Annotated in this window: 21 protein-coding genes and 1 pseudogene; 17 read left to right on the plus strand and 5 right to left on the minus strand. The window is 35.7% G+C overall.

Features of this window, described 5'->3' with window-relative positions; genetic code table 11:
• Positions 1-42 precede the first annotated feature (42 nt).
• The 6 genes from pheT (at position 43) to EHQ31_RS16715 (ending at position 7,126) form a co-directional block, all read left to right on the plus strand.
• Positions 43-2,442 carry a phenylalanine--tRNA ligase subunit beta gene (gene pheT / locus EHQ31_RS16690; RefSeq protein ID WP_135572167.1) on the plus strand — a complete coding sequence of 800 codons (2,400 nt, stop codon included), beginning with the start codon at positions 43-45 and terminating at the stop codon, positions 2,440-2,442.
• 47 nt (positions 2,443-2,489) lie between these two features.
• Positions 2,490-4,451 carry a 7TM diverse intracellular signaling domain-containing protein gene (locus EHQ31_RS16695; RefSeq protein WP_135572169.1) on the plus strand — a complete coding sequence of 654 codons (1,962 nt, stop codon included), beginning with the start codon at positions 2,490-2,492 and terminating at the stop codon, positions 4,449-4,451.
• Positions 4,452-4,476: 25 nt separating this feature from the next.
• Positions 4,477-5,034, plus strand: a complete 558-nt coding sequence (locus EHQ31_RS16700; protein ID WP_420844123.1) for a gamma carbonic anhydrase family protein — start codon at positions 4,477-4,479, stop codon at positions 5,032-5,034.
• Positions 5,035-5,078: 44 nt separating this feature from the next.
• Positions 5,079-6,290, plus strand: a complete 1,212-nt coding sequence (locus EHQ31_RS16705; RefSeq protein WP_135572173.1) for an MFS transporter — start codon at positions 5,079-5,081, stop codon at positions 6,288-6,290.
• 81 nt (positions 6,291-6,371) lie between these two features.
• A complete protein-coding gene (locus EHQ31_RS16710; protein ID WP_135572175.1) occupies positions 6,372-6,704 on the plus strand; it encodes a DUF1330 domain-containing protein in 333 nt (110 codons plus the stop codon).
• A 44-nt stretch (positions 6,705-6,748) separates the two neighbouring features.
• Positions 6,749-7,126 carry a hypothetical protein gene (locus EHQ31_RS16715; RefSeq protein WP_135572177.1) on the plus strand — a complete coding sequence of 126 codons (378 nt, stop codon included), beginning with the start codon at positions 6,749-6,751 and terminating at the stop codon, positions 7,124-7,126.
• Positions 7,127-7,146: 20 nt separating this feature from the next.
• Here EHQ31_RS16715 and EHQ31_RS16720 read toward each other — a convergent pair whose 3' ends face one another.
• Positions 7,147-7,656, minus strand: a complete 510-nt coding sequence (locus EHQ31_RS16720) for an acyl-CoA thioesterase (protein ID WP_135574008.1) — start codon at positions 7,654-7,656, stop codon at positions 7,147-7,149.
• 86 nt (positions 7,657-7,742) lie between these two features.
• Here EHQ31_RS16720 and EHQ31_RS16725 point away from each other — a divergent pair, with 86 nt between their 5' ends.
• Both EHQ31_RS16725 and EHQ31_RS16730 read left to right on the plus strand, forming a co-directional pair.
• Entirely contained in the window at positions 7,743-9,635 is a 1,893-nt protein-coding gene (locus EHQ31_RS16725) for a putative bifunctional diguanylate cyclase/phosphodiesterase (RefSeq protein WP_135572179.1), read from the plus strand.
• A gap of 82 nt (positions 9,636-9,717) precedes the next feature.
• Entirely contained in the window at positions 9,718-10,644 is a 927-nt protein-coding gene (locus EHQ31_RS16730) for a cation diffusion facilitator family transporter (RefSeq protein WP_135572181.1), read from the plus strand.
• On the opposite strand, the gene EHQ31_RS16735 is transcribed toward EHQ31_RS16730, so the two are convergent.
• Positions 10,636-11,238, minus strand: coding sequence for a glutathione S-transferase family protein (locus tag EHQ31_RS16735; protein WP_135572183.1), 603 nt, complete (start codon positions 11,236-11,238; stop codon positions 10,636-10,638). The two genes, EHQ31_RS16730 and EHQ31_RS16735, sit on opposite strands and share 9 nt — an antisense overlap.
• Positions 11,222-11,878, minus strand: coding sequence for a DAPG hydrolase family protein (locus EHQ31_RS16740; protein WP_135572185.1), 657 nt, complete (start codon positions 11,876-11,878; stop codon positions 11,222-11,224). Before EHQ31_RS16740 ends, EHQ31_RS16735 begins: the two co-directional genes overlap by 17 nt.
• A gap of 128 nt (positions 11,879-12,006) precedes the next feature.
• Here EHQ31_RS16740 and EHQ31_RS16745 point away from each other — a divergent pair, with 128 nt between their 5' ends.
• A complete protein-coding gene (locus tag EHQ31_RS16745; RefSeq protein ID WP_135572187.1) occupies positions 12,007-12,663 on the plus strand; it encodes a TetR/AcrR family transcriptional regulator in 657 nt (218 codons plus the stop codon).
• 70 nt (positions 12,664-12,733) lie between these two features.
• On the opposite strand, the gene EHQ31_RS16750 is transcribed toward EHQ31_RS16745, so the two are convergent.
• A complete protein-coding gene (locus EHQ31_RS16750; RefSeq protein ID WP_135572189.1) occupies positions 12,734-13,915 on the minus strand; it encodes an MltA domain-containing protein in 1,182 nt (393 codons plus the stop codon).
• Between the two features lie 229 nt (positions 13,916-14,144).
• On the opposite strand from EHQ31_RS16750, the gene rpmH reads away from it, so the two are divergent.
• The 8 genes and pseudogenes from rpmH (at position 14,145) to EHQ31_RS16790 (ending at position 20,993) form a co-directional block, all read left to right on the plus strand.
• The gene (gene rpmH, locus EHQ31_RS16755) at positions 14,145-14,306 is read left to right on the plus strand and encodes a 50S ribosomal protein L34 (RefSeq protein WP_135572191.1); all 162 of its coding nucleotides are present in this window, start codon (positions 14,145-14,147) and stop codon (positions 14,304-14,306) included.
• Between the two features lie 29 nt (positions 14,307-14,335).
• Positions 14,336-14,638: pseudogene (locus EHQ31_RS16760) on the plus strand (ribonuclease P protein component); the annotation flags it as partial.
• On the plus strand, positions 14,635-14,862 hold the full coding sequence (gene yidD, locus EHQ31_RS16765) for a membrane protein insertion efficiency factor YidD (protein WP_083901907.1): 228 nt from the start codon (positions 14,635-14,637) through the stop codon (positions 14,860-14,862). The pseudogene EHQ31_RS16760 and the gene yidD, both read left to right, overlap by 4 nt.
• A gap of 3 nt (positions 14,863-14,865) precedes the next feature.
• Complete coding sequence (gene yidC / locus EHQ31_RS16770; RefSeq protein WP_208652791.1) at positions 14,866-16,821, plus strand: membrane protein insertase YidC; 1,956 nt, start codon at positions 14,866-14,868, stop codon at positions 16,819-16,821.
• 28 nt (positions 16,822-16,849) lie between these two features.
• Positions 16,850-17,581, plus strand: coding sequence for an RNA-binding cell elongation regulator Jag/EloR (jag, locus tag EHQ31_RS16775; RefSeq protein ID WP_135572193.1), 732 nt, complete (start codon positions 16,850-16,852; stop codon positions 17,579-17,581).
• Positions 17,574-18,959: a tRNA uridine-5-carboxymethylaminomethyl(34) synthesis GTPase MnmE gene (mnmE, locus tag EHQ31_RS16780; protein ID WP_135572195.1), complete on the plus strand. Its 1,386-nt coding sequence runs from the start codon at positions 17,574-17,576 to the stop codon at positions 18,957-18,959. Before jag ends, mnmE begins: the two co-directional genes overlap by 8 nt.
• 80 nt (positions 18,960-19,039) lie before the next feature.
• A complete protein-coding gene (locus EHQ31_RS16785) occupies positions 19,040-19,291 on the plus strand; it encodes a hypothetical protein (protein WP_135572197.1) in 252 nt (83 codons plus the stop codon).
• A 64-nt stretch (positions 19,292-19,355) separates the two neighbouring features.
• Positions 19,356-20,993: a hypothetical protein gene (locus EHQ31_RS16790; RefSeq protein WP_135572199.1), complete on the plus strand. Its 1,638-nt coding sequence runs from the start codon at positions 19,356-19,358 to the stop codon at positions 20,991-20,993.
• 28 nt (positions 20,994-21,021) lie between these two features.
• Here the strand turns inward: EHQ31_RS16790 and EHQ31_RS16795 are convergent, their stop codons facing one another.
• Complete coding sequence (locus tag EHQ31_RS16795; protein WP_135572201.1) at positions 21,022-21,933, minus strand: ankyrin repeat domain-containing protein; 912 nt, start codon at positions 21,931-21,933, stop codon at positions 21,022-21,024.
• Positions 21,934-21,936 lie beyond the last annotated feature (3 nt).

The following is a 21,936-nucleotide window of genomic DNA, read 5'->3' on the forward strand; positions in this document are numbered from 1 at the left end:
CCCGTTCGGTTTCCCACCGTTTCTATCAATTAAGGATTTCACTTGAAACTTTCAGTTGATTGGTTAAACGATTTTACCCCGCTCTCCCAGGTCCCATTCGAAAAGGTTCTGGAAAAAATTAATACATCCATTTGCGAAATTGATGACGTGGAAGAATTTAAAGTCCACCTATCGTCAGTTATTACTGTTAAAATCAAATCACTGGAAAAACATCCGAATGCAGAAAAACTGCAAACTACCATTGCTACAGATGGTTCTAAAGAGTACCAAATTGTTACGGCAGCAACGAATGTGAAAGTGGGGGACATTGTTCCTTTGGCACTACCAGGAACCAAATTAGATGGAAAAGAAATTTTAGATTCGGAACTTCGGGGAGTTCGTTCGCAAGGGATGTATTGTTCCGAAAAAGAATTAGGCCTTGCTTTAGAATCTTCGGGTGTTTTAATTTTTCCTGCAGATACAACTCTCGGAATTTCTGTTCGCAAACTTTTTTTATGGGAAGATACCATTCTCACAATCGATAACAAATCCATCACACATAGACCAGATCTTTGGAACCATTTTGGATTTGCTCGTGAACTTTCCTCCCAACTCCAATTACCTTTAAACGATTTTCCTTTCCAAGCAGATATAAAATTAGAATCAGGAAATGACGGACTTAGTGTTATAAATTCTGAACATGCACATGCGTATTACGTTTGTTCCATTCAAGATGTAAACATAGCTCCTTCTAATCCAAAAATCAAATCAAGACTCGAAAAATGTGGTATTCGTTCGATTAACAATGTCGTAGATGTTTCCAATTATCTTTTATTGGAACTAGGACAACCTACCCATTTTTTTGATCGTGAAAGATTACAATCTACAACCTTCTCTGTGATAAAATCTAAAGATGGTGACACTTTTCCTCTGTTAGATGATACATCACCTAAATTACAAAAAGATCTCCTGCTCATTCAAAATGGAAAAGATCCTGTGGCCTTGGCGGGGGTTATGGGTGGAAAAGATTCTGCAGTCATCGATTCTACAAAAAATTTAGTAATGGAATCTGCGGTTTTCAAAAGAGAAGATGTTCGTTATACCATTCGTAAAACCAATATCCGCACAGAATCTGCAGTTCGATATGAAAAAGGATTAGATAGTTTCACTTGTTTGCCTGTCATTAAACGTGCCGTGCAACTTTTAAAAGAAAATGGAAATCCAAAAATTAAAGTATTTGCACCACAAGGATTCAACCATACTGAAACAAAATCTGTTACTATCAAAACCAATCTTAGTTTCCTACGTCATAAATTAGGAAAAAATATTTCACAAATTGAAGTTACAGAAATCTTAAAACGACTTGGATTTACTGTAACAAACGAAGGTGAAGAGTTAACAGTTCTTGTTCCTAAATTCAGACAAAACTATGATGTCACCATTCAAGAAGACCTTGTGGAAGAAATTGGTAGAACCATTGGATATGCATCCATCCAAACACAAGCACTTTCTATGGCAGTAGAAACACCGATTCGAAATCCATTACGTGAATTAGAAAGAAGAGTAAAAAACTTTTTAGCATTAGAAGTTGGATTTAACGAAGTATATAACTATTCCTTTGCTTCTCCTGCAGATGCAAAATTAGAAGCAACTTTAGAAAGTTCTTCGCTAAAGATATCAAACGAAATGCCCGACGAACATTCGTTACTTCGCAACAGTTTATATCCAGGTTTAATCAAACAAGCTAAACTCAATCAAGACCGATTTGATTCCTTTAATCTATTTGAATTGGGAAGAACCTATCATAAGGAAGGAAAAGGCTCAGAATTAGCGGAAGAAAAACGTTGGATGTCTATTCTTTCTCTTTCCAAAAATAAACAAAATGACATAACATCAATAGAACTTGAATTTCTGCAATTAAGAGAAACCATCTCCGATCTATTTCAATATCTAAACCTTCCAAAGTTCCAATGGTTAAAAACTTCCAAAAATTATTTCCATCCGAATGCAGCACTTGTGCTTTCTTATGAAGGAAACGAAATTGCTGAATTGGGGATTCTTCACACGCGTTATGCGGATGAATATGACTTAAAACGTAGGGCCATTTTATCAAAAATCAATATGGAATTATTAGTAGAAATTTGGGAAAAATGGGGAAGAAACTCACATTTTATTCCGCCTTCTAACTTCCCACAAGGCCAACTCGATCTTTCATTGCTCATGAACGAAAAAGAACCAACTGAACCTTTTGCGGACTTAGTCAACACAATGAATATTCCTGAACTTGAATCTGTGTTTGTTCAGACGATCTTTAGAGGAGATTCTGTAGGAGAAGGAAAAAAATCTGTCACCTATCGATTTCAACTTATGTCCTATGATAAAACCTTTACACAAGAAAGATTTAAGGAACTATCTGATTCGCTTGTCGAGATGGCCAAAGTGAACGGTTACAACTTACGATAAAATTGCTTTGACAAATCCCGATTTTTATCGGGTAATCATCCGAGTTTATGCGGACACTCCTAACAGTCATTTTGTCGGGCCTACTTCTCTCTTGTTCCCGATTGGAAATTCAAAAATCCATTTCGGATGACAGCTTTGTTCCGCAAAAAATTGATTATGCGATCGCTCCGAATATCGATACCAATTTTCAAAAACTTAGATGGACACCTATTTTTAAAAATAATCTAAGTTTAGGTTTTCAATCGGAACATGTTTACCTACGCATTAAGGCAATCAACCCAACACCTTTTAATAAACTCATACTCGATTTAGGAAATCCACATCTTGATATGGTTCGAGTATATGAGGAAGGGAATCCAGAACCTTTAAAAGAAGGTGGAGATTTTATAGCACATTCGCATTGGGATGCTTTCTCCAAATCAATCGCCTTCGAATTAGATTGGAAAGAAAATGAAACCAAAACTTTAATTTTAGAAACTAAATCATCATCTAATATTAGTTACTTAATTCGTTTTTATTCAAAAGAAACTTTCTATTTAAAAGAAAATTTAGAAAATACCATACTTGGTTTTTTCTACGGGACCATATTTATAATGGTCATATACAATTTATTTATCTTTTTTATACTGAAAGAAAAAGCATATATCACCTATTCCATTTCTATTTTTTTCAACCTTATGTTACAAATGTATTTAAATGGAATTTTAAATCAAATATTCACTTTAGATCATCCAGAAATTCACAATCGAATTGGAAGTATTATTGTGACTTGTTCGGCTCTTTCAGGTTGGACTTTTGCACAGCAAACTTTAAATCTTAAAGAGTTAAATCCTTGGTCTCACCGTTTGATCCAATCTTTAAAAGTTATAGTTCTTTTTTATATTTTAATTCCTTATTCTTATTTACCCATTGGAATTGCGGTTCGGTTGGGAAACCTAATTGCTCAAGTTTTTGTAGTATCGGTGCTTCTTGTAGCCATTGTAAATTATAGCACTGGAAATAAACAAGCTAGGTTATTCCTCATAGGATGGGGAACATTACTGTTTGGAATTCTAATGTATACTTTGATGCAAAATGGAATACTACCAGTGAATGTATTTACAATTTATGGAAACCAAATTGGTTCTACATTAGAAGCAGCCATTCTTTCGTTAGCCCTTGCTAATAAAATTAATGAATTAAAAGAAGAAAAATCAAAAACACAGGCCGAAGCTCTAGTAACTCTTGAAGAGAAAGTAAGAGAAAGAACCAAAACATTAGATGAATCTTTAAATTTGATTAAAAAAGATTTGAATGTAGCAAAAAAAATTCAAAAAACTTTATTCTCAGATATTAAAACAAGTGATCCAAGAATTCACTTTCATTCCTATTACCAGTCAATGTCAGAAGTTGGTGGTGATTTTTACGACCTAACACAAGTAAAACCAGACTATTATCGGATTTTTGTAGCAGATGCGACAGGTCATGGAATACAGGCCGCACTAATCACGATGGCAATCAAAGCGGAATACGAATCACTTAAAATGATTTATGATCATCCTGATGATTTAGTTTTTCACATGAACCAAATATTTATTAATAAATATAGTAATGTCCAAACAATATTTACATGTTCCGTTTGTGATATTGATTTAAAAAACAAATTGTTATTTTATGCTTCAGCCGGACATCCAGACCAAATCCATCAAAGAATTTACGATATAAAACTCCTACCAAGAACTGGAAAAATTATTGGTCTTATGGATCATACCCAATACCGACTCATCGAACATCAAATAGAAGAAGGTGATCGTATTTTTCTTTTTACCGATGGAATTTTTGAACAATTTAACGAAGAAAAAGAACTTTTTGGTGAAGATCGTCTGTATGAAATTTTAAAAGAGAACCTAAAGATGAGTTTGGATCATACGATGGCAAAAGTACTTAGTGAGCTAACTTCATTTACGGAAGGTGATGCAAAACAAGATGACATCACATTTATAGGTTGCGAAATTCAAAGTCTAAACTGACTTTGATACCATGTCCTATTCCGAAATTCCCGTTTTCGCAAAACCATTCATTCATCCAGCCGCCACTGCCTTTGGTATGATCGAATTTGGAACTTCCGTATCTTTATGGCCGGGTGCTGTCGTTCGTGCTGACATGAACACAATCAATTTAGGAAGTTATGTCAATATCCAGGACAATTCCACTTTACATACCGATAGCACAAGCCCCATCTCTATCGGCGAATGGACATTAGTTGGTCATAATGTAATGATTCACGGTTGTAAAATCGGTAAAGGTGTTCTGATAGGAATTGGTTCTGTCGTTCTCGACAATGCCGAAATTGGGGATGGATCTCAAATTGCAGCTGGTTGTATGATCCGTGGAGGGAAAAAAATCCCCCCACGTTCTCTTGTGGTTCCAAATGGTTCCGATATAAAAATTTTTCCTGGCAAAGCAAAACCAGAGTTAACTGTAGCAGGATGTATTGAATACGCACACCTATCCGTTCGTTTTGAAAAAAATATCTTTGTTCCGTTTCGAAAAGAAGAAGAGGTTCAATTTGTAAACCAAGCCAAAGAAATTATAGAAAAGTTAGGTATCTAACTTTTTAAACTAACAATTCTTATTCTCTAAACCTGATTCCTTTTATGAAAAAAATTATAGATAAATTGCAAGTTCTTGGAATTTTTTCCATTACACAAACTGTATTTCAAATTGGAACCGTGATGATTATGGCAGTTTCGGCTCTCGCAGGACAAACCATTGCACCTTCCCCTGAATCTGCTTCCTTGCCAATATCTTTTGTAGTCTTAGGAACACTCCTTGGGCTTGTGCCAGCTTCTCGCTTGATGAAATGGAAAGGTAGTAAATTTGGTTTACTCACTGGAACACTAATTGGAATTTTGGGCGCAATTCTTGCTTCTTACGCTATGTATGAAAGGAATTTCAACCTTTTTTCCGTAGCACATTTGTTATACGGTTTCCATCAAGCATTTGTACAATACTTACGTTTTGTAGCTATGGAATCCGTTCCTACCCATGATAGGGCAAATGCTCTATCTTGGTTATTGGTTGCAGGAATTCCTGCGGCGTTTTTAGGTCCACTGGCTGGACTCCAAGGAAAAGAACTTTTTCCAAACTCATTATATTTGGGATGTTATTTAATTTTAATCTCCAGTTTATCTTTACAATTTATATTTATATTATTTTTACCAACACCTAACAAAGAAATTTCAATTTCTTCAAAAGACAATTTAGATCTTTCTCCAAGATTGGTTGCTAGGCCCTTTTCCTACCATATCCAAAATTTAGGACTTTGGGTTTCAATTTTAGCAACTGCTTTTAGTTTTGGACTGATGGCAATGCTTATGTCGGCCGTTCCTGTGGCAATGAAATCACATGGCCACGAAATGCATGCTTCGACAAAAGTGTTACAATGGCATGTGTTAGGAATGTACATTCCTTCTTTTTTCTCAGGCCAATTAGTTCGTAAAATGACGGCTCCATATTTGATTCTTTTAGGAATCTTCGTGATGGGACTAGAAAGTTTTGCCGCCTTACAAGGTACAGACTTTTTACCTTTTGTTTTGGCACTGATTCTACTTGGTATCGGATGGAATTTTATGTATGTTGGAGGGACAAACTTACTTGTAGAACAATACCATCCTTCAGAAAAAAACACAATTCAAGCAGTCAATGATACCATTGTATATTCATTTGCGATCCTTTCCACCTATAGCGCAGGTTATTTGGAACACAAAATAGGATGGTTGTCTCTCAATTTAGTGAGTATTCCTTTTTTGGTTTTAGTTGCTATTTTTACCATGTATTACATACAAACTAAACAAAACAAAGCGTAACCAAACTTCATTCGTTGGAATGCAAAATTTAGTTTTTGAAATATTTTAAACAATAAAATAATAGGAATCAAACATTATCACATGGAAAAGGAACCATTTTCATTAGAAACCATAGTAGGTCTTCAAGTAAAAGACGATGAACTTTACTCAAAGTATAGATCTGAAATGAAATATTTATTAGAAAAATACGAAGGTGGATTTCGATATGATTTTAAAATCCAACAAACTTTAAAATCAGAAACAGATAATTCAATAAACCGAGTCTTTTTGATTTATTTCAAAAATAAAGAAAGAAAACTTAGTTTTTTTGCTGATCCTGAATACAAAAAAATAAGAGAAACGTATTTTGTTCCTTCCGTTGAAAGTACGACTCAAATTGCTGAATATGAAAGATTTTTTGATTTTCACTCGTGAATAATCATTGTCAAAATATCACCTAACTATAAATAATCACGAATATGTTTAAGAACAAAATTCTTCCTGTTATATTTGCAACAATTGTAATCAGTTTGTCAGAATTCCTTAGAAACGAGGTGCTTTTTAAGTCCATCTGGTTAAATCACTATAATCAATTAGGAATTACTTTTCCGTCGGAACCTGTCAATGGGGCAGTTTGGGGGATATGGTCCCTTGGTTTAGCGTTAGCTATTTTTTATTTATCCAATCATTTAGAATTCAAACAGACTTTTCTATTTAGTTGGTTCATTGGTTTTGTATTGATGTGGGTTGTCCTTTGGAATTTGGCCGTTTTACCAATTGGAATCCTTCTATATGCAATCCCCCTCAGTCTTTTAGAAACTTATTTAGCAACATGGGTTGTCTATAAATTCAAATAAAGTTTTATCAACTTTTATCGTTAAATGATTTTTCTTCCGGCTTTGATTTTGGCAGAAAATTTCTTTGCCATTTCAATCCGAAGTTTTCCTTCAGAGAATCGACGTTTCTCCAATTCAGTTTCTAATCGCAATGGAGGAACCGCACAAGGTTTTTTGTTTTCATCTAATGCAACAAACGACAAATAGGCGGTGGTGGCACGAACCATTTCACCAGTATAAGGATTCTCTCTGTTCACTTGAACTCCAACTTCCATCGAAGTGGTTCCAACATAATTTACCATAGCCTTTAAATTCACATGGTCACCAATTTGAATTGGAGTTATAAAGTTAATTCGATCAATACTAACTGTTACCGCTTCATGACCAGAATGTCTTTGGGCAGACATAGCTGCTATTAAATCGATCCAACTCATGATAGCTCCACCAAACGCTGTTCCGTAATGATTGGCATCATTGGGAAGAACTATATGCCGCGTTTCTACGGCTGATTCCTGGGGAGACTTTGCTGGTAATGAATTAGGATTCGCCACAATGAGGATATCTTCCTGTTGAGCAATTGCCAAGGAAAGGCTTTTTTAAGTATACTTGGCTAGTTCTCGTCGTCTCATAATAACATATGGTAGCAGACAAAAACAAATATGTCTATTGGACCAAATTCCAAAAAGACACAAGTCCCTTACTGCGCCGATTTCTAATAGCAGCATCTGGTTTATTTGCCATAGCAGCTAGCTTACACCTACTTCCTTTATTCACAGGGCATGGCGAGGTAGATTATCTTTTTTTTGCAGTCGATCTTAGTTTCTCAGGAATTTTATTTTTAGAATATTTACTAAAGAACAAAGTACCATTAATCATTCGGGTTTTTAGTTTGATCTGCACTACAGTGTTTATCTCTGTATTTTCATATGCTCGAAGTGGACTTCTCGGCAGTGCAGAAATATCATTATCGTTTATGATTGTTTCATTTTATGTTTTTCTCCCACCTATAATAAGTTTGATTTCTTCACTTATTATATCTTTATTACCCGCATTATTCGGTGGCCTTATTTATTTTTCAATCATACGGTTTCCTGATTCCCTTGGAACCAGAAATAATAATCCAAGAGATTGGATGTTTAATTCAATAAGTTTAATATTATTTTCTGTTTTAACTGGATTTTTAATCCAAAGACTGCGTTCCAAACTAATTAAAAATATAGTATATCTCAAAGAATCAAGAAGCAAAATACTCAATACTCAAAAGAAAATCGACAAACTAGCATTTTATGACCAACTAACACATTTGCCAAATCGGTACTTATTTGATAAATTGATACAAAATAGAATCAATTCAGGCATATCAGATTCCTTTCTCCTTTTAATCAATTTGAAGGGACTAAAAGTAATTAATGCATTACATGGAATTGGATTTGGAGACCAAATTCTAACCTTAACTGGATGTGTCTTAAAACTTTCTACAGATGAAATGCCTGGCGTAATCGTTGCTAGTTTAGGTGGTGATGAATTTATACTTTGGATAGAAAACGCGACTAAATCGATAATTGAAAATGCGATTGTAAAATTTGATCTCAACAACAATGAGTTGCTAACTCCGGAGCGACTCGGCCATAGACTTCAATACCGAGTATCTGGAATTCAATTTCCAAACGATGCAACCCGTTTAGATGAAATGATTAGAAAACTATCGATCGCAATGAATGTGGCAAGAGAAAGTCACTTAACAAAAATAGTTTGGTTCCAATCAGGGATGGAACTTAAAATTGAAAGAGAACAAAAATTAAAAAACTATTTAGAGAAAGCTGTCTATAGCAGTAACTTCAAAATTGCTTACCAAGAAAAAGTGGATATCACTTCTAGAGAAACCGTAGGTCTGGAAGCACTTGCCAGGTGGAGTTTACCTGAATTTGGAGAAGTTTCACCTGAGGAGTTTATACCGATCATCACCAATTCGGAGTTAATTGTACCATTTGGAAAATGTATTTTCGAAAAGGTAATTTCACATATCCCAAGGTTATTGGAATTGTATGGAAAACAAATAAAAATCTCGATTAATATCTCACCAATATTCTTTTTATATCCAAACTTCAATGAATATATTATTCACTACTTAACTGATCACAAAATTGATCCAAAACATCTCATATTCGAAATCACCGAAGATGTATTTTTAGATGAAATTGAAACTATTCAACAAATTGTATCTGAACTGAGATCTAAAGGAATTTCTGTTTCTTTGGATGATTTTGGAAAAGGTTATTCTTCTCTTCATTATATGCAAAAAATACAATTTGATGAATTAAAAATCGATAAGTCGTTTTTGGATGATATAGCCTGTTCAGACCGAAATTTTCTACTTTTAGAATCAATTTGCCATTTAGCAGATTCTTTAGGGCTAAAAACCATTGCGGAAGGGATTGAAAACGAAGAACAACTACTCCGCCTAAAACAAACAACTTGTCATGTGGTACAAGGTTATCTTTACTCAAGACCTCAAATTTTATTTGATTGAAGATAACAAAACTTCAAATACACTTTATTTTCTTCCCTTTCTTTAGTTGCAGAGAAAAAACGAATCTAAAAATATATCCTCTATGGGACAAGGTCACAATCATTCTAACCACGACCACCACTCGCACGATCATAACCATCTACATTCAACTTCCTCGTCTACAAATTTGGCTTGGGCATTTGCACTTAACTTAAGTTTTTCTCTCTTAGAATTAGTTGGTGGAATTTTTTCCAATAGTATTGCGATTATCTCTGATGCCTTCCATGACTTTGGAGATGCCTTATCTCTGGCGCTTGTTTGGTATTTGCAAAAAATATCTACAAAACCAAAAGACAATTATTTTGATTACGGTTACAAACGATTCTCCATTCTCGGAGCCCTGATTATCTCTGTTATTCTTTCAGTTGGTTCCATTTTTATGATCATTGAATCTATCAAAAGATTCATCACTCCAGAAGAGACAAAAGCAAATGTTATGTTTGTATTAGCTATTATTGGAGTGGTAGTGAACGGTGCTGCCATGATTCGACTCAACCACGGCAAATCATTAACTGAAAAGGCAGTGTTTCTTCATTTTCTGGAAGATATACTGGGATGGATAGCTGTCCTTATCGGAAGTGTTGTTATGATGTATTTTCAATTTCCTTGGTTTGATCCTTTGCTTTCGCTTGCGATCGCATTATGGATTTTATGGAATGCTTATGGAAACATCAAACAAGTTATGACAGTTATGTTACAAGCAGTTCCTGAATCAGTCGATCGAAATCATCTTATCGAACATTGGGAAAAAATTAAAGGAATTCAATCAGTGCATGATATCAAAATTTGGAGTTTAGATGGAAACCACCATGTTGCCTCCTTACATGTGTTAATTCACGAAAATGTAAAACTAACCGAATTTTCAAAGATAAAAGAAAAAATCCGAATGGTTGCATTAGAATTTAATATCATACATACAACTATCGAACTAGAAACAGATGCCGAACAATGTAAACTTCACTTAGATTGAATTCATTGGTTTAAATCTTTCCAATGATTCAATTCTTTTGATCCATTCTAAAACTTTTGGATATAATGATAAATCAAACCCTCCTTGATGTGCCACATGTGTGTATGCAAACAAAGATATATCGGCTGTTGTTATAGAATCACCAACCAAAAATTTACTCTTTGTTAACTGGGTTTCCAGAACTCGTAAAGCCTTATGACCACCTTCTTGTTTAGATTCGTATTCAGCCCGCCTCTCTTCAGGAATCCCCAAATAATGACTAATAAATCTTGCTACTGCAATATAAGGTTCATGACTGTATTGTTCAAAAAACTGCCATTGTAAGACCTTTGCTTTTTCAAAACGATCCTTAGGAATCAGATCACTTCCTTCTGCCAAATAATTCAAAATGGCATTGGACTCTGATAAAATTCTGCCATCATCCAAAATTAAAATAGGTATTTTCCCATTCGGATTCATCTTCAAAAATGAATCTGTTTTGGTTTCTCCTTTTTTTATATCAATATCTTGCCATTCATAAGGAATCTCTAGAAAGGAAGTTACTAGTAAAAGTTTATAACTATTCCCTGATTGTCTGTCACCGTAAATTTTCATTTTCCTTCCTATAAAGATCTGGTAAAAAACTTTCGAACTGACCCACCTCTTCAATGTTATGTTTTATCCAAAAAAAACCGTGATTTTTATCAAAAAACAAAAACTCAAAGATGGGTCGTAACCACTTAAAACTAAATCCTTTCCAACCAACAATCAAACAATTTTCATAAAGAGTTCCTTCTGGAGATTCTTTAAAAGAATATTCCATTCTTGCAATGGGTAAAAACCCATAAAGTTTCGGGTTATGAATGAAACCTTCCTCATCTAATTTTTCAATAGGGCTTACTACATTCACTAAATAGTTCTTTTTCCTTCCCAAGTATTCTACGATTCTAAGTTCGGAACCTGGGCCAACACTACCATTTGAATTTCGTTTTTCATAACTGACATGTACATGGTCTTCTGGATGCCAAACATGATACCGATTGTAATTTTTACCTTCATATTCTATATCTCCTTCCAAATGTTGAAACCACCAAACCAACATTTTGGGATACACAGCCTTAATGGTGTCATGCCGTATCCAGTATTTAACGCGCCCATCGGCAAGAATCTCTCTACCGGATTTCGCGGAGTCTACCGACTTACGATTCCACTGAATTTCTAATTTTGGCAACAGACCCAATTTTACTGTTTTCATCTAGCTCTCCCTGGTATAGTAATCGCTATACCTACGATATTTAAATGTAAAGTAAATACTATACAAAAAATCAATCGAAAAATATTACCGGTGAAAAAAAATGATTCCAAACGGAGACTGGCGAGCCCATGAAATTGACCCTAAAGTTACTACAGAACGAATTTGATTCATATCAAAATCCAAATTCTGAAAAGGAAAAAGACATAGTAAAGGCAGCAGAAAAGATTTTTGCGGAATTTGGATTTGCTGGTGCCACGACTGCGGAACTCGCAAATCATGCTGGTGTAACAGAACGCACACTCTTTAAATATTTTCCTTCAAAGAATGACTTATATAGACGGGTTCTTTCGGGATTACTTCTATCAACGATTGTACCAGGTCATATGTCAGACCTCAAAGAAAGACTACAAAGTTTAAAACCAAATTTTAAAGAGTGGTATGTTTCTATTTTAAAAGCAAGATATGAAGCGGTAGCAAACGAACCTCAAAAATTAAAACTACTACTCGGTGCCCTACTTTTTTCAAAAGAATTTGCCGATATTTTTGGGAATCTTTGGAAATTAAATTTATATGATACTTCGGTAGAAGCCATCCAATACTTTCAAGAAATGGGTGAGATAAGAAAGGATTTAGATCCAAATCAAATCGTTAGGGCTTCTTTTAGTTTGGCCGCCAGTTTTTTAATTACAAAATTTGTATTAGCACCCAAGTTTCCTATTGATCCAGAGAAAGAAATCGAAACCATTTTTTCTATTTTTTACCAAGGAATCAATAATCAAAAGTAATTGATCCATACATTGTATTGAACTATGATTTTAGAATCTCTAGTATGTTTTTTTATTTGATTACTTTTATTCATTTTTTAGGAAGTAATAAAATAACCTTTCCTTTAGTTAACAAATTGTTTGCGACTTCTTCTACTCCGCTTTCACTTCCCAAATAATAATCCAATCGACCAACACCGGTGATTGCGTTACCTCTATCATGGACAAATACCAATTGATGATTCACTGACCATTCCTTTGATTGAAAAGTTAATAGAACGGGAAACCCCAAAGGAACTTCTTTATCCATAGCAACAGATCGGAAGGAAACCAAACGTATCCCTTGGCTCCCGAATGGACCTAAAATTGTTTTGTCAGTTTTAGTTTTTGACTTAGATAAATTTTCTCTTTCAAAGAAGATATACCTTGGATTCTTAAAAATAGCTTCTGAAACTTCTTTAGGTTTTGATTGGAAACAATTTGAAAGCTGGTATGGTTTGAGACTGGTGCAAATACCTTGCAGAAAAACAGAGGGACTAATATAATCCTTACCGTTATCTGCAGCATAATTGATACGAAACCATTCGTTTGTTTCTGTTTGTACCAAAGCGGATCCTTCTAGTTGGGCCAAATGTAAATCCGTCAATCGTAAGAAAACAATTGGTTTAGAATATTTTTCCCAAATGGACTTTTCTCTCCACCTTTCTCTCGGAAATAATTTTGGATTTTCCACAGAACTAAATTCTGATATAGGTGGTGTTAATGCAGGGTATTGGTATTCCCCCTCAGGTTTTGTTTTTCCATAAATTCGCACTTCATAATATCCTGTTATAGTAGGAGGTCCATCAACTGGACTTAATTCCTTCAAGTGAAAATGTTTTTGAATTTCGTTTTGAATTTCTTCAATTGTATTGTTGTGTATTATTCTTTGTAATTCCTCTAAAGAAAGAAGTACTTCCTCTTTCGAATATTCCGTCTGCCCATACCAAAATTTTGAATCTTTGGGCGTCCGCTTAAAATACAATATGGATTCATTCAATGCGGAATCCAAATGAGGATCTTTTGAAAAATGAGTATTTACAAACGAAAGGGAAGTTTGCTTTTTTTTTGAATCAGTGAAGAGTCCTGACCGTTTTTCAATGTTCTTAGGCTCTGCATTTAGTTCCTCGGTTGCAACCGATAACCAATAAAGTACCAAAACCAATAGGGAAATTTTGATCCAAAGACAAACGGGTATGTAAATTTTGGAAGTAACTACCGGTTCGCTTGCCATAGAATAAGGTTTGTTTTTGTACTTTGATTCCGAAAACCATTAAAACAAAGTGAGAACCGAATTCGAAGGATCCGCACACTCCCCCAAGCAAATGTTTTAGCCTTATGTCTCATAAGAAAGGCACTGTCCAATCATTTTTCCCATTTCCCCTTGACTTCCTCGGGGGTACCAAAAACCTTTCAAAAGACCTCATATTTTTGCGATCATATATAGATAAATTAGGTGTTTCATGAAACGTACATTCCAACCGAGTAAAATTAAACGCGTGAGAACTCACGGATTCCGAGCCAGAATGGCTACCCCAGGCGGAAGAAATGTGATAGCCTCCAGAAGAAGAAAAGGACGTGCTAAGTTGACTGTTTCCGACGAAAAAATCGGGAGAAAGTTCTAATTTAGGAGCTTCCTGCGGAGACCCTTCGCGACCAAACCAGGATCCAGGAACTCTTTCGTCAGAATCGAAAAATGGGCAGGCCACCATTGCGATGGCTTGTCCGAAAAAACGGCCTTCCGTTTGCCAGTTTTTTATTTTGCCCCGATAAAACTCACAAAACAGCCGTTCTTCGCAACCATTCGAAACGAATTCTAAGAGAGCTGGTTAGGAAATATCTTTCATTGATCCCTGTAGGATACGATTGTGCCCTACTCATTCATAAAGATTTTGCGAAACTATCTAAGGAAGACCGAGAGGTTTTATTCCTTTCGGTACTAAAACAATTCCCATGAATCGGCTGTTTTTGGTTCTTATTTACCTCTACAAAAAACTGCTGTCCCCTCTATTACCTCCGGCTTGCCGGTTTACTCCCAGTTGTTCTGAATACGCCAAACAAGCGTTTGAAACTTATCCTTGGTACAAGGCGTTTGTTCTAAGTGTCATCAGAATATCTAAATGTCACCCTTATCATGAAGGTGGACATGATCCTTTACCGAAATCCTTTAACAAGAGTTAACTTATGCAAAATGATTCCACTAACAGACAAGGTCGTTTATTCCTCGCTTTATTCCTAAGCTTAGCAGTATGGATGGGGATTAACTATTTCTTTTTTCCACCACAACCACCGAAACCAAAAACCGCTGATGAAGTTTCCAACAAAGAGGTCTCTGAAAAGGAGAAAACTAACGGAAATACACCGGATACAAAAGCAGAATTAAAAAAACCAACAACTGAAACTACAAAGTTAAATCCGGTAAAACCTGAAGATGTAAAAACCTTCTCATTAAAAACCGATTCTTTCCTTGTTCATTTCTCTAGTTTAGGCGGACGAATCACAGAATATTATATCAAAGACCATAAAGAACCAGATGGTTCCGAGTTTGTCATTGCAAAAGATCCTAAGTTTCAAATTGAGTTTGATGGCCAAACAGAAAAAGCTGTAGAACTCACAAGAGGACAAGGGTTTGACTTTAACATCATTGAAGACAAAGACACCATTCCTTTTTCCGCTTATAACTTAGTAAACTTTAGCTCAAGTTATGATGCAGTAACAAAAACTGTGATCTTCGAGGCACCTTCGTTAGATGGTAAATTTTTAATCCAAAAGAAATTCCAATTTTTCCCATCTGAAAACTATTTTAAATTTCATTTAACACTTAAAAACAGATCTAACGAAACTATCAATATTTCTCCATCTAAATCAGATGTTTACTTTAGATCCTTTAGTTCCCTTGGACCAGTTTTAAAGAAAAAAGAAGATTTTAATGACCGCGACAATGCTCACTACTTCCGTTATTACTATTTGGATGGAAGTTTTAAAGACCACGTAGATGGAACAAGCACACAAGGTTTTTTTGATAACCTATTGGGTTCAAACGAAGGTAAAGACACTCGTTACGAAATCAAAAAAGGTTCCAATGATAAAGTGGATTTTGTAGGAACGGGAAGCCGTTATTTTATTGGAGTTATTGACCCATTAAATGAAAATCCATCTGGAGTCCTTCTTGATAACCGCAAAGGAAACGAAACAGGTGTTCTTCTTGTTTATGATAATTGGAAACTAGGTCCAGGCGAAGAAGTAAACTTAGATTATGCGGCATATGTCGGCGTTAGAGAACTTGACGGAACAGCATTTCGCGATAGCAAACTCGATCCAAAAATCAACAAAGAATCTGTGTTTGCCGGCCTTAGTGATTCACTCGACAAATCCTTTAACCAAGGGATTACAACTCCACTTCGTAACGGAATTGTTTGGATCTTAAAAAAGATATATCTTGTCATTCCTAACTATGGTTGGGCCATTGTTATTTTTGCCATCCTCTTCAAATTGGCATTTTATCCGCTGAACAAAAAACAAGCGGAATCCATGAAGAAGATGCAAGAGTTATCTCCACAGATCAAACTTATCAATGAAAAGTATGCGGATGATCCAAAACTCAAACAAGAAAAAACGGTAGAGTTATACAAAAAGAACGGAACCAATCCGATGGCGGGTTGTCTTCCAATGCTCATTCAAATTCCTATCTTTATCGCACTATATACTGCGTTTTCTGACACAGTGGATCTTTGGAACTCACCATTCTTATGGATCAAAGATTTAAGTGAACCTGATACTGTTTATACAACTCCAAAGTTGGCCTTCATTGGTGCACTAGGAATCAACATTTTACCACTCATCATGGTGGCAACACAAGTAGTTCAATCTAGAATGACAACGGTTTCCACTGATCCAAACCAAAAGATGATGATGTATATGATGCCTGTGATTATGTTATACTTCTTCTGGTCAATGCCTGCTGGTGTGACAATGTATTGGACAATGCAAAACATTCTATCGATCGCACAACAAGTGTATACGAATAAGTTCGGAAAATCGGAAGATAAAAAAACTACTAATAATGGTCCAGAGCCAGCGAACAAAGCGACGGCGATAGCGCGACCTGGGTTTAGAAACCAAAACAAAAAGAAAAAATGAAATCATTGTTTAACAAGGAAGATCACAGATGAATAATTACATTTTCGAAGCCGAAGGAAAAACGAAAAGTGAGGCAGAAGAATATTCTTTAGAAACACTTCGTCTCCAACCAGGCGATTTACGATTCGAAGTAGTTGATTCCGGGAAATCCGGATTTTTAGGAATCACACAAAAAAAACCAGCCGTTGTACGCGCGTTTGTTGCTAATAACGACATCCCATCCGAAAAAATCATCCACGGAGTTATCATTACCATTTTGAAAAAAATGGGAATCCCCGCTGAGGTAGTTGGAATGGGTGACGTAGATGGAAAAATTTATGTCGAACTCACTAGTAAAGAATCTGGACTCATCATTGGTAAAAGAGGAGGCACTTTAGATTCTCTTCAATTCCTACTAAACCTTATGGTAGATCCAAAAATTCGCCATAACCGAAAAATTGTTTTGGATATTGAGTCTTACCGCGACAAACGCGAGTTATCTCTCATTCGATTGGCAAAATCTGTTGCCGCTTCTGTGATTAAATCAGGAAGATCCAAACTACTCGATCCAATGAATCCATTCGAAAGAAGAATTGTGCACATGGCAATCCAAGATGACGAAAGAGTATTCACAAGATCGGAAGGAAACGGAACTTTTAAAAGAGTTCGTGTCATCTCTGCAAAAGAAAAACATAAATACAAAGATTTGGAAGATCCATCTAAAAAAGGCCTTCCTGTAGAAGACTTTGCAGACGGAGTAGACCAAGAAGATCTTGATTGATACCATCGCGGCATTGTCCACTGCCCAAGGTCCCGGAGCGATTGGCATCCTTCGGGTATCGGGCTCTGCCGTATTGCCCATTGCCCTTGCCGTTCTACAAAAGAATGGATCTCCCCTTACAGAAGAATTTATAAAAAACCAAAAACGCACTGCTATTTTCTGTGATTTTGTTTCTGCCGATAAACCACTAGACCAAATTGTATTTTTTTATTTTCCTTCACCTAACTCATACACAGGTGAAGATTTAGCCGAATTCCATTTACATGGAAATCCAATTCTACTCAAACGTGCCTTACAAATTCTTTTTGATAAAGGAGCAAGGCCTGCACAGAAAGGTGAGTTTACAAAAAGAGCTTACTTAAATGGAAAAATCAATTTATCGGGTGCGGAAGCAATCGGTAGGCTCATTGAAGCACGTTCTCGATACGAGTTGGAATTAGCACAAAAAAACGTATTTGGTGAAATTACCAAATTAAGTTCGAAAATCAGAAGTGATCTGATTTCACTCAAAGCAGAATGTGAAGCAGAAATTGATTTTTCAACCGAAGACTTAACCTTCGAAAGTTTAGAAGAAAGAAAAAATAGAATGATTTCTTTAAAAAATCTTTGTTCTAAATTAATCAAAGATTCGGAACGGGCGGAAACTTTAATTTTACAATCGACTGTTGTTTTATTTGGAGAACCAAACACTGGTAAGTCGAGCCTGATGAACTTACTGATAGGAAAAGATAGATCGATAATTTCAGATATTCCAGGCACAACTAGGGATTATATAGCAGAAGAATTGAGTTTGGATGGAATTCCAATTCGACTTGTGGACACTGCTGGAATTAGAGAAACATCGGATAACATAGAACAGATGGGAATTGAAAGAAGTAAACGTGAAGCCGATAGTGCCAACGTTAAATTACTTCTTATCGATGCTTCCGCACCATTCGACAAAAGTTCGTTTTTAACAAAACATAAAGAAAGACTAAGAGGAGCCATCCTTGTTGCCAATAAAATTGATGAAAAACATAAAGATTGGAACCGAAACCAATTCGAGGATCTACAGAACGAATTCGAATTAGAAATTACTGAAATTTCCTGTAAAACCAAAGTTGGAATTCCCAAATTATTAGAACTTTTAAAAACAAAACTTATTTCTAACGATAACTCAGAAGATATGGTTTTATTAGAAGATAGGCAAAGATTCCATATTCAAAAAATCGAAACCAGCTTAACGGAAGCGATTCGACTTATGGAAGACAGTGCTCCCGCGGAAATTTATATCCAGGAAATCAATTCCTCTCTCAAAGAAATCGGGGAAGTCAATGGTCATGTGGATAATGAAGAAATCCTTGGAAGAATTTTTAGCAAATTTTGTGTTGGTAAATAATTCGCAAAAACCTCAAAATTTCCGATTGTCTATTCATCGAAATAGTATCTAATAGTCCCACATTCCATACGAGGTAAAAAATGAAAAAATTTCTTGTGATTCTCTCTATTTTCTCTTTCAGCACTTTTGGTCTGTTTGCACAAACAGAAGCAGACGAAGAGCCTACAATGCAAGCTGAAGAAGCTTCCGAAACCGTTAAACCTAAAAAAGAAAAAATGAACAACAAAGACGGTGAGAAAAAAGAGAAAAAGAATAATAAAAATGGCATGAAAAAGGCTAAAAAAGCTAAGAAAGCCAAAAAAGAGAAAAAAGCAAAAAAAGACGCTGAGTAATTTTAGCATTTTTGAATTAAAAAACCCCTGGAATCAGGGGTTTTTTTATGCCCCAAGAAATCAAATGAAACCATTCACAAAAAGAACCACCTATCTTCCATTAGTCTTAATTTTACTTTTTATAAATTCCTGTTCCAGTTCCAATGGAAAAGACCAAAAAATTTCAAATTTAAATCCTTTCCGTTTCCAATTCAAACTTAAATCCATTCCAAAGGAATTAAAAGGGGAAAGAATTTCTTACACTCTTACATTTTATTCCTGTTCTGATATCCAGGCTAGCGACTGTTATTCTCCAGTTTCTAAAAAAACATACAATGTTACAAAACCACTGCAAGCCCTCTCAGACCAAATCAATTTCCAAGAATCGATTCCCAACCAATGGACACATCTTTCAATTCGTTTAGAGGGAATTGAGAAAGTTTACGGAAAATATTCACCTGGGCACAATCCATTTTGGGTTCAAAATTCCGATTCATATTTAAAAAATTCCAACATCACTCATGAATTTACTTTTGTAAGCCAAGAGAATTTAATTCCCGATCGCAAACAAGAAGAGTTAGCAAGTAAGTTTGCACCCATCCTTGTCTTTCACAAAGATAAAAAATACTTACCAACTAATATAGAAAAGTATGCAGACTTCTTTCAGTCGAAAGAATACACACTTCCGAATAAAGATATTCGTCGCAAATCCCTTGGGGAGACCACTTGGAATTATGTGGAATTTCCAGACCTACGAGAATCAGGAAAACAAACCCATTTGTATTATCATGTACGTTATGCCAAATCAACTGTATCGGGAACACAAGATATAGCCTTACCAGGTTTTAGAGACAATGGAAACTATTGGTATGATTTTGGAAACGGCGACATGGTTATTTCTTATTGGATTTGGTATGACTGGAATGAAGGACCAACCAAGTTCGGTAACATCCACCAAGGGGATTTAGAATCTTATGCACTGCTTGTATCAAAGGAAGGAAAACCAAAACGAATTTTACTCACAGGCCATGACCATATATTACTCGATACCGATTTTAGAAATATCAATTCAATAAAAAACCATCCCATCCTTTATGTAGCCAAAGGCAATATGGGTTCCGATGGAGGAAATCCAACTTCAGCTTATGGCGGTTATACGGTAAAACTCCATGCAGGAAATGCACTCTTTAATTATATTTCTGATCCTTGGGATGTATTTCCCAGTTTTGATCCTGAAAACTCCATTCTTATCATTCCCAAAGATGTATCGGACAAAGATTTAACGAGTGTTAAAATTGGCTCAGGCATTATCGATACATCTAAACAAACCAGTGAAGATTCTGAATTCGAAAACCAATATGTATCCACTCGTTATGTAGATGCCAGAAAAATGATCAAACAAAGAATTGAAAGACTGGTTGCTTGGGAAGAACCAGGTTGGGTGGGGTTACCTGCAGACAAAGATCCTGACGGCCACCATAAAGTAGATACAAGGTTATCCTCTTTTTTCCGGTTTCAAGGAAGACTCGGAAAACATCCAAGATCCGATTTAAGGATTAGAGAATTACACCAATACGGCGAATCTCCAGAGAATGCTCCTTTCAAAACCAATATAGAACAACATTATACTTTTGAAAGTCCCAAATCAGAAAGATCCCATACGGACAGAGAAGGAAACTATGGACCAAAATTTATAGGGAATGATTCCACTCCACAAAAGTAATTTGATTCACCTTTATAATAAATTTAGATCAAATCAGATCAACTAACTTTGCCTTGGTTAGTTCTTCTGGTTTGAATGGCTTTTCTTTTCGAATGTAATCAACCATTTCTTCACGGCGTGAATATCCAACACCAAGAACTGATTTTTGAATCACAAAGTCTTTCCATGTTTTAAAAGAGTGACCAAATTTTTCTCGGTCCAGTAACCTAGTGATTGATTCTTCATTTTCTCCCCAAACAAAAGGATTGGCACCGGTATGAAGAAGGTCTGTTAAACATTCCACCGCATCAGCCGAGGCAGATAAAAACAAGGCAGTATTTCCCAATTCGTCTTTTGTTTCTAATGAAACATTTCCTTCTTCTAAAAAATAAGAACATAACTCATGTAAGTTTCTTTCTGCAACCAAGTGGAGTGCTGTTTTCCCTTCCCTGTCTTTGTGTTGAATGAGATTCTGATACTTTGAAAGTAGCCCTTTCACTACCTCCAATCGACCTTCTACAACCGCTTCTAAAAATACCGATCTTCCTTCTTCATTTCGTAGAGAAACTATCTCTTCGGTTAATGAATCAACAAGAACTTCCCAAAGTGATTCTGCGGACTCAAGGACTGACAAATGAAAGATAGTATTTCCATGTTTATCCCTTGCGAGAAGGTGATTTGAGTTTTTCCAAACAGAAACGGTATCCACTAAGATTTGGAGAAACGACTCTTTATTTTGATTTAGCACATCAAAGACTACGTTTCCTGGTGTGGCGTAAGGAGATAATGGAGCTGCACCTTTTTGGATGGCATGGCGGAAAAGTTCTGCGCTCTCCATCTTTAACATCCAAGAGAGCGCATTCGTTCCATAAGAATCTAATTCATTGGGATCTGCACCATCACTGATCTCAACATCCCAGTCTTCAATACTACCTGATTTGGCTACGTCAATCAAACTCATTTA

Origin of the sequence: Leptospira montravelensis (assembly GCF_004770045.1) — a bacterium.
GTDB classification, from domain to species: Bacteria; Spirochaetota; Leptospiria; order Leptospirales; family Leptospiraceae; genus Leptospira_A; species Leptospira_A montravelensis.

What these genes read in the sequence shown, in the direction of transcription:
- rpmH (WP_135572191.1), top strand. Translation starts at nt 14,145, where the DNA reads ATGAAACGTACATTCCAACCGAGTAAAATTAAACGCGTGAGAACTCAC.
- EHQ31_RS16715 (WP_135572177.1), top strand. Translation starts at nt 6,749, where the DNA reads ATGTTTAAGAACAAAATTCTTCCTGTTATATTTGCAACAATTGTAATC.
- EHQ31_RS16785 (WP_135572197.1), top strand. Translation starts at nt 19,040, where the DNA reads ATGAAAAAATTTCTTGTGATTCTCTCTATTTTCTCTTTCAGCACTTTT.
- EHQ31_RS16730 (WP_135572181.1), top strand. Translation starts at nt 9,718, where the DNA reads ATGGGACAAGGTCACAATCATTCTAACCACGACCACCACTCGCACGAT.
- yidD (WP_083901907.1), top strand. Translation starts at nt 14,635, where the DNA reads ATGAATCGGCTGTTTTTGGTTCTTATTTACCTCTACAAAAAACTGCTG.
- EHQ31_RS16695 (WP_135572169.1), top strand. Translation starts at nt 2,490, where the DNA reads ATGCGGACACTCCTAACAGTCATTTTGTCGGGCCTACTTCTCTCTTGT.
- EHQ31_RS16735 (WP_135572183.1), bottom strand. Translation starts at nt 11,238, where the DNA reads ATGAAAATTTACGGTGACAGACAATCAGGGAATAGTTATAAACTTTTA.
- EHQ31_RS16790 (WP_135572199.1), top strand. Translation starts at nt 19,356, where the DNA reads ATGAAACCATTCACAAAAAGAACCACCTATCTTCCATTAGTCTTAATT.
- EHQ31_RS16750 (WP_135572189.1), bottom strand. Translation starts at nt 13,915, where the DNA reads ATGGCAAGCGAACCGGTAGTTACTTCCAAAATTTACATACCCGTTTGT.
- EHQ31_RS16725 (WP_135572179.1), top strand. Translation starts at nt 7,743, where the DNA reads ATGGTAGCAGACAAAAACAAATATGTCTATTGGACCAAATTCCAAAAA.
- EHQ31_RS16705 (WP_135572173.1), top strand. Translation starts at nt 5,079, where the DNA reads ATGAAAAAAATTATAGATAAATTGCAAGTTCTTGGAATTTTTTCCATT.
- EHQ31_RS16740 (WP_135572185.1), bottom strand. Translation starts at nt 11,878, where the DNA reads ATGAAAACAGTAAAATTGGGTCTGTTGCCAAAATTAGAAATTCAGTGG.
- EHQ31_RS16745 (WP_135572187.1), top strand. Translation starts at nt 12,007, where the DNA reads ATGAAATTGACCCTAAAGTTACTACAGAACGAATTTGATTCATATCAA.
- EHQ31_RS16795 (WP_135572201.1), bottom strand. Translation starts at nt 21,933, where the DNA reads ATGAGTTTGATTGACGTAGCCAAATCAGGTAGTATTGAAGACTGGGAT.
- jag (WP_135572193.1), top strand. Translation starts at nt 16,850, where the DNA reads ATGAATAATTACATTTTCGAAGCCGAAGGAAAAACGAAAAGTGAGGCA.
- yidC (WP_208652791.1), top strand. Translation starts at nt 14,866, where the DNA reads ATGCAAAATGATTCCACTAACAGACAAGGTCGTTTATTCCTCGCTTTA.
- EHQ31_RS16710 (WP_135572175.1), top strand. Translation starts at nt 6,372, where the DNA reads ATGGAAAAGGAACCATTTTCATTAGAAACCATAGTAGGTCTTCAAGTA.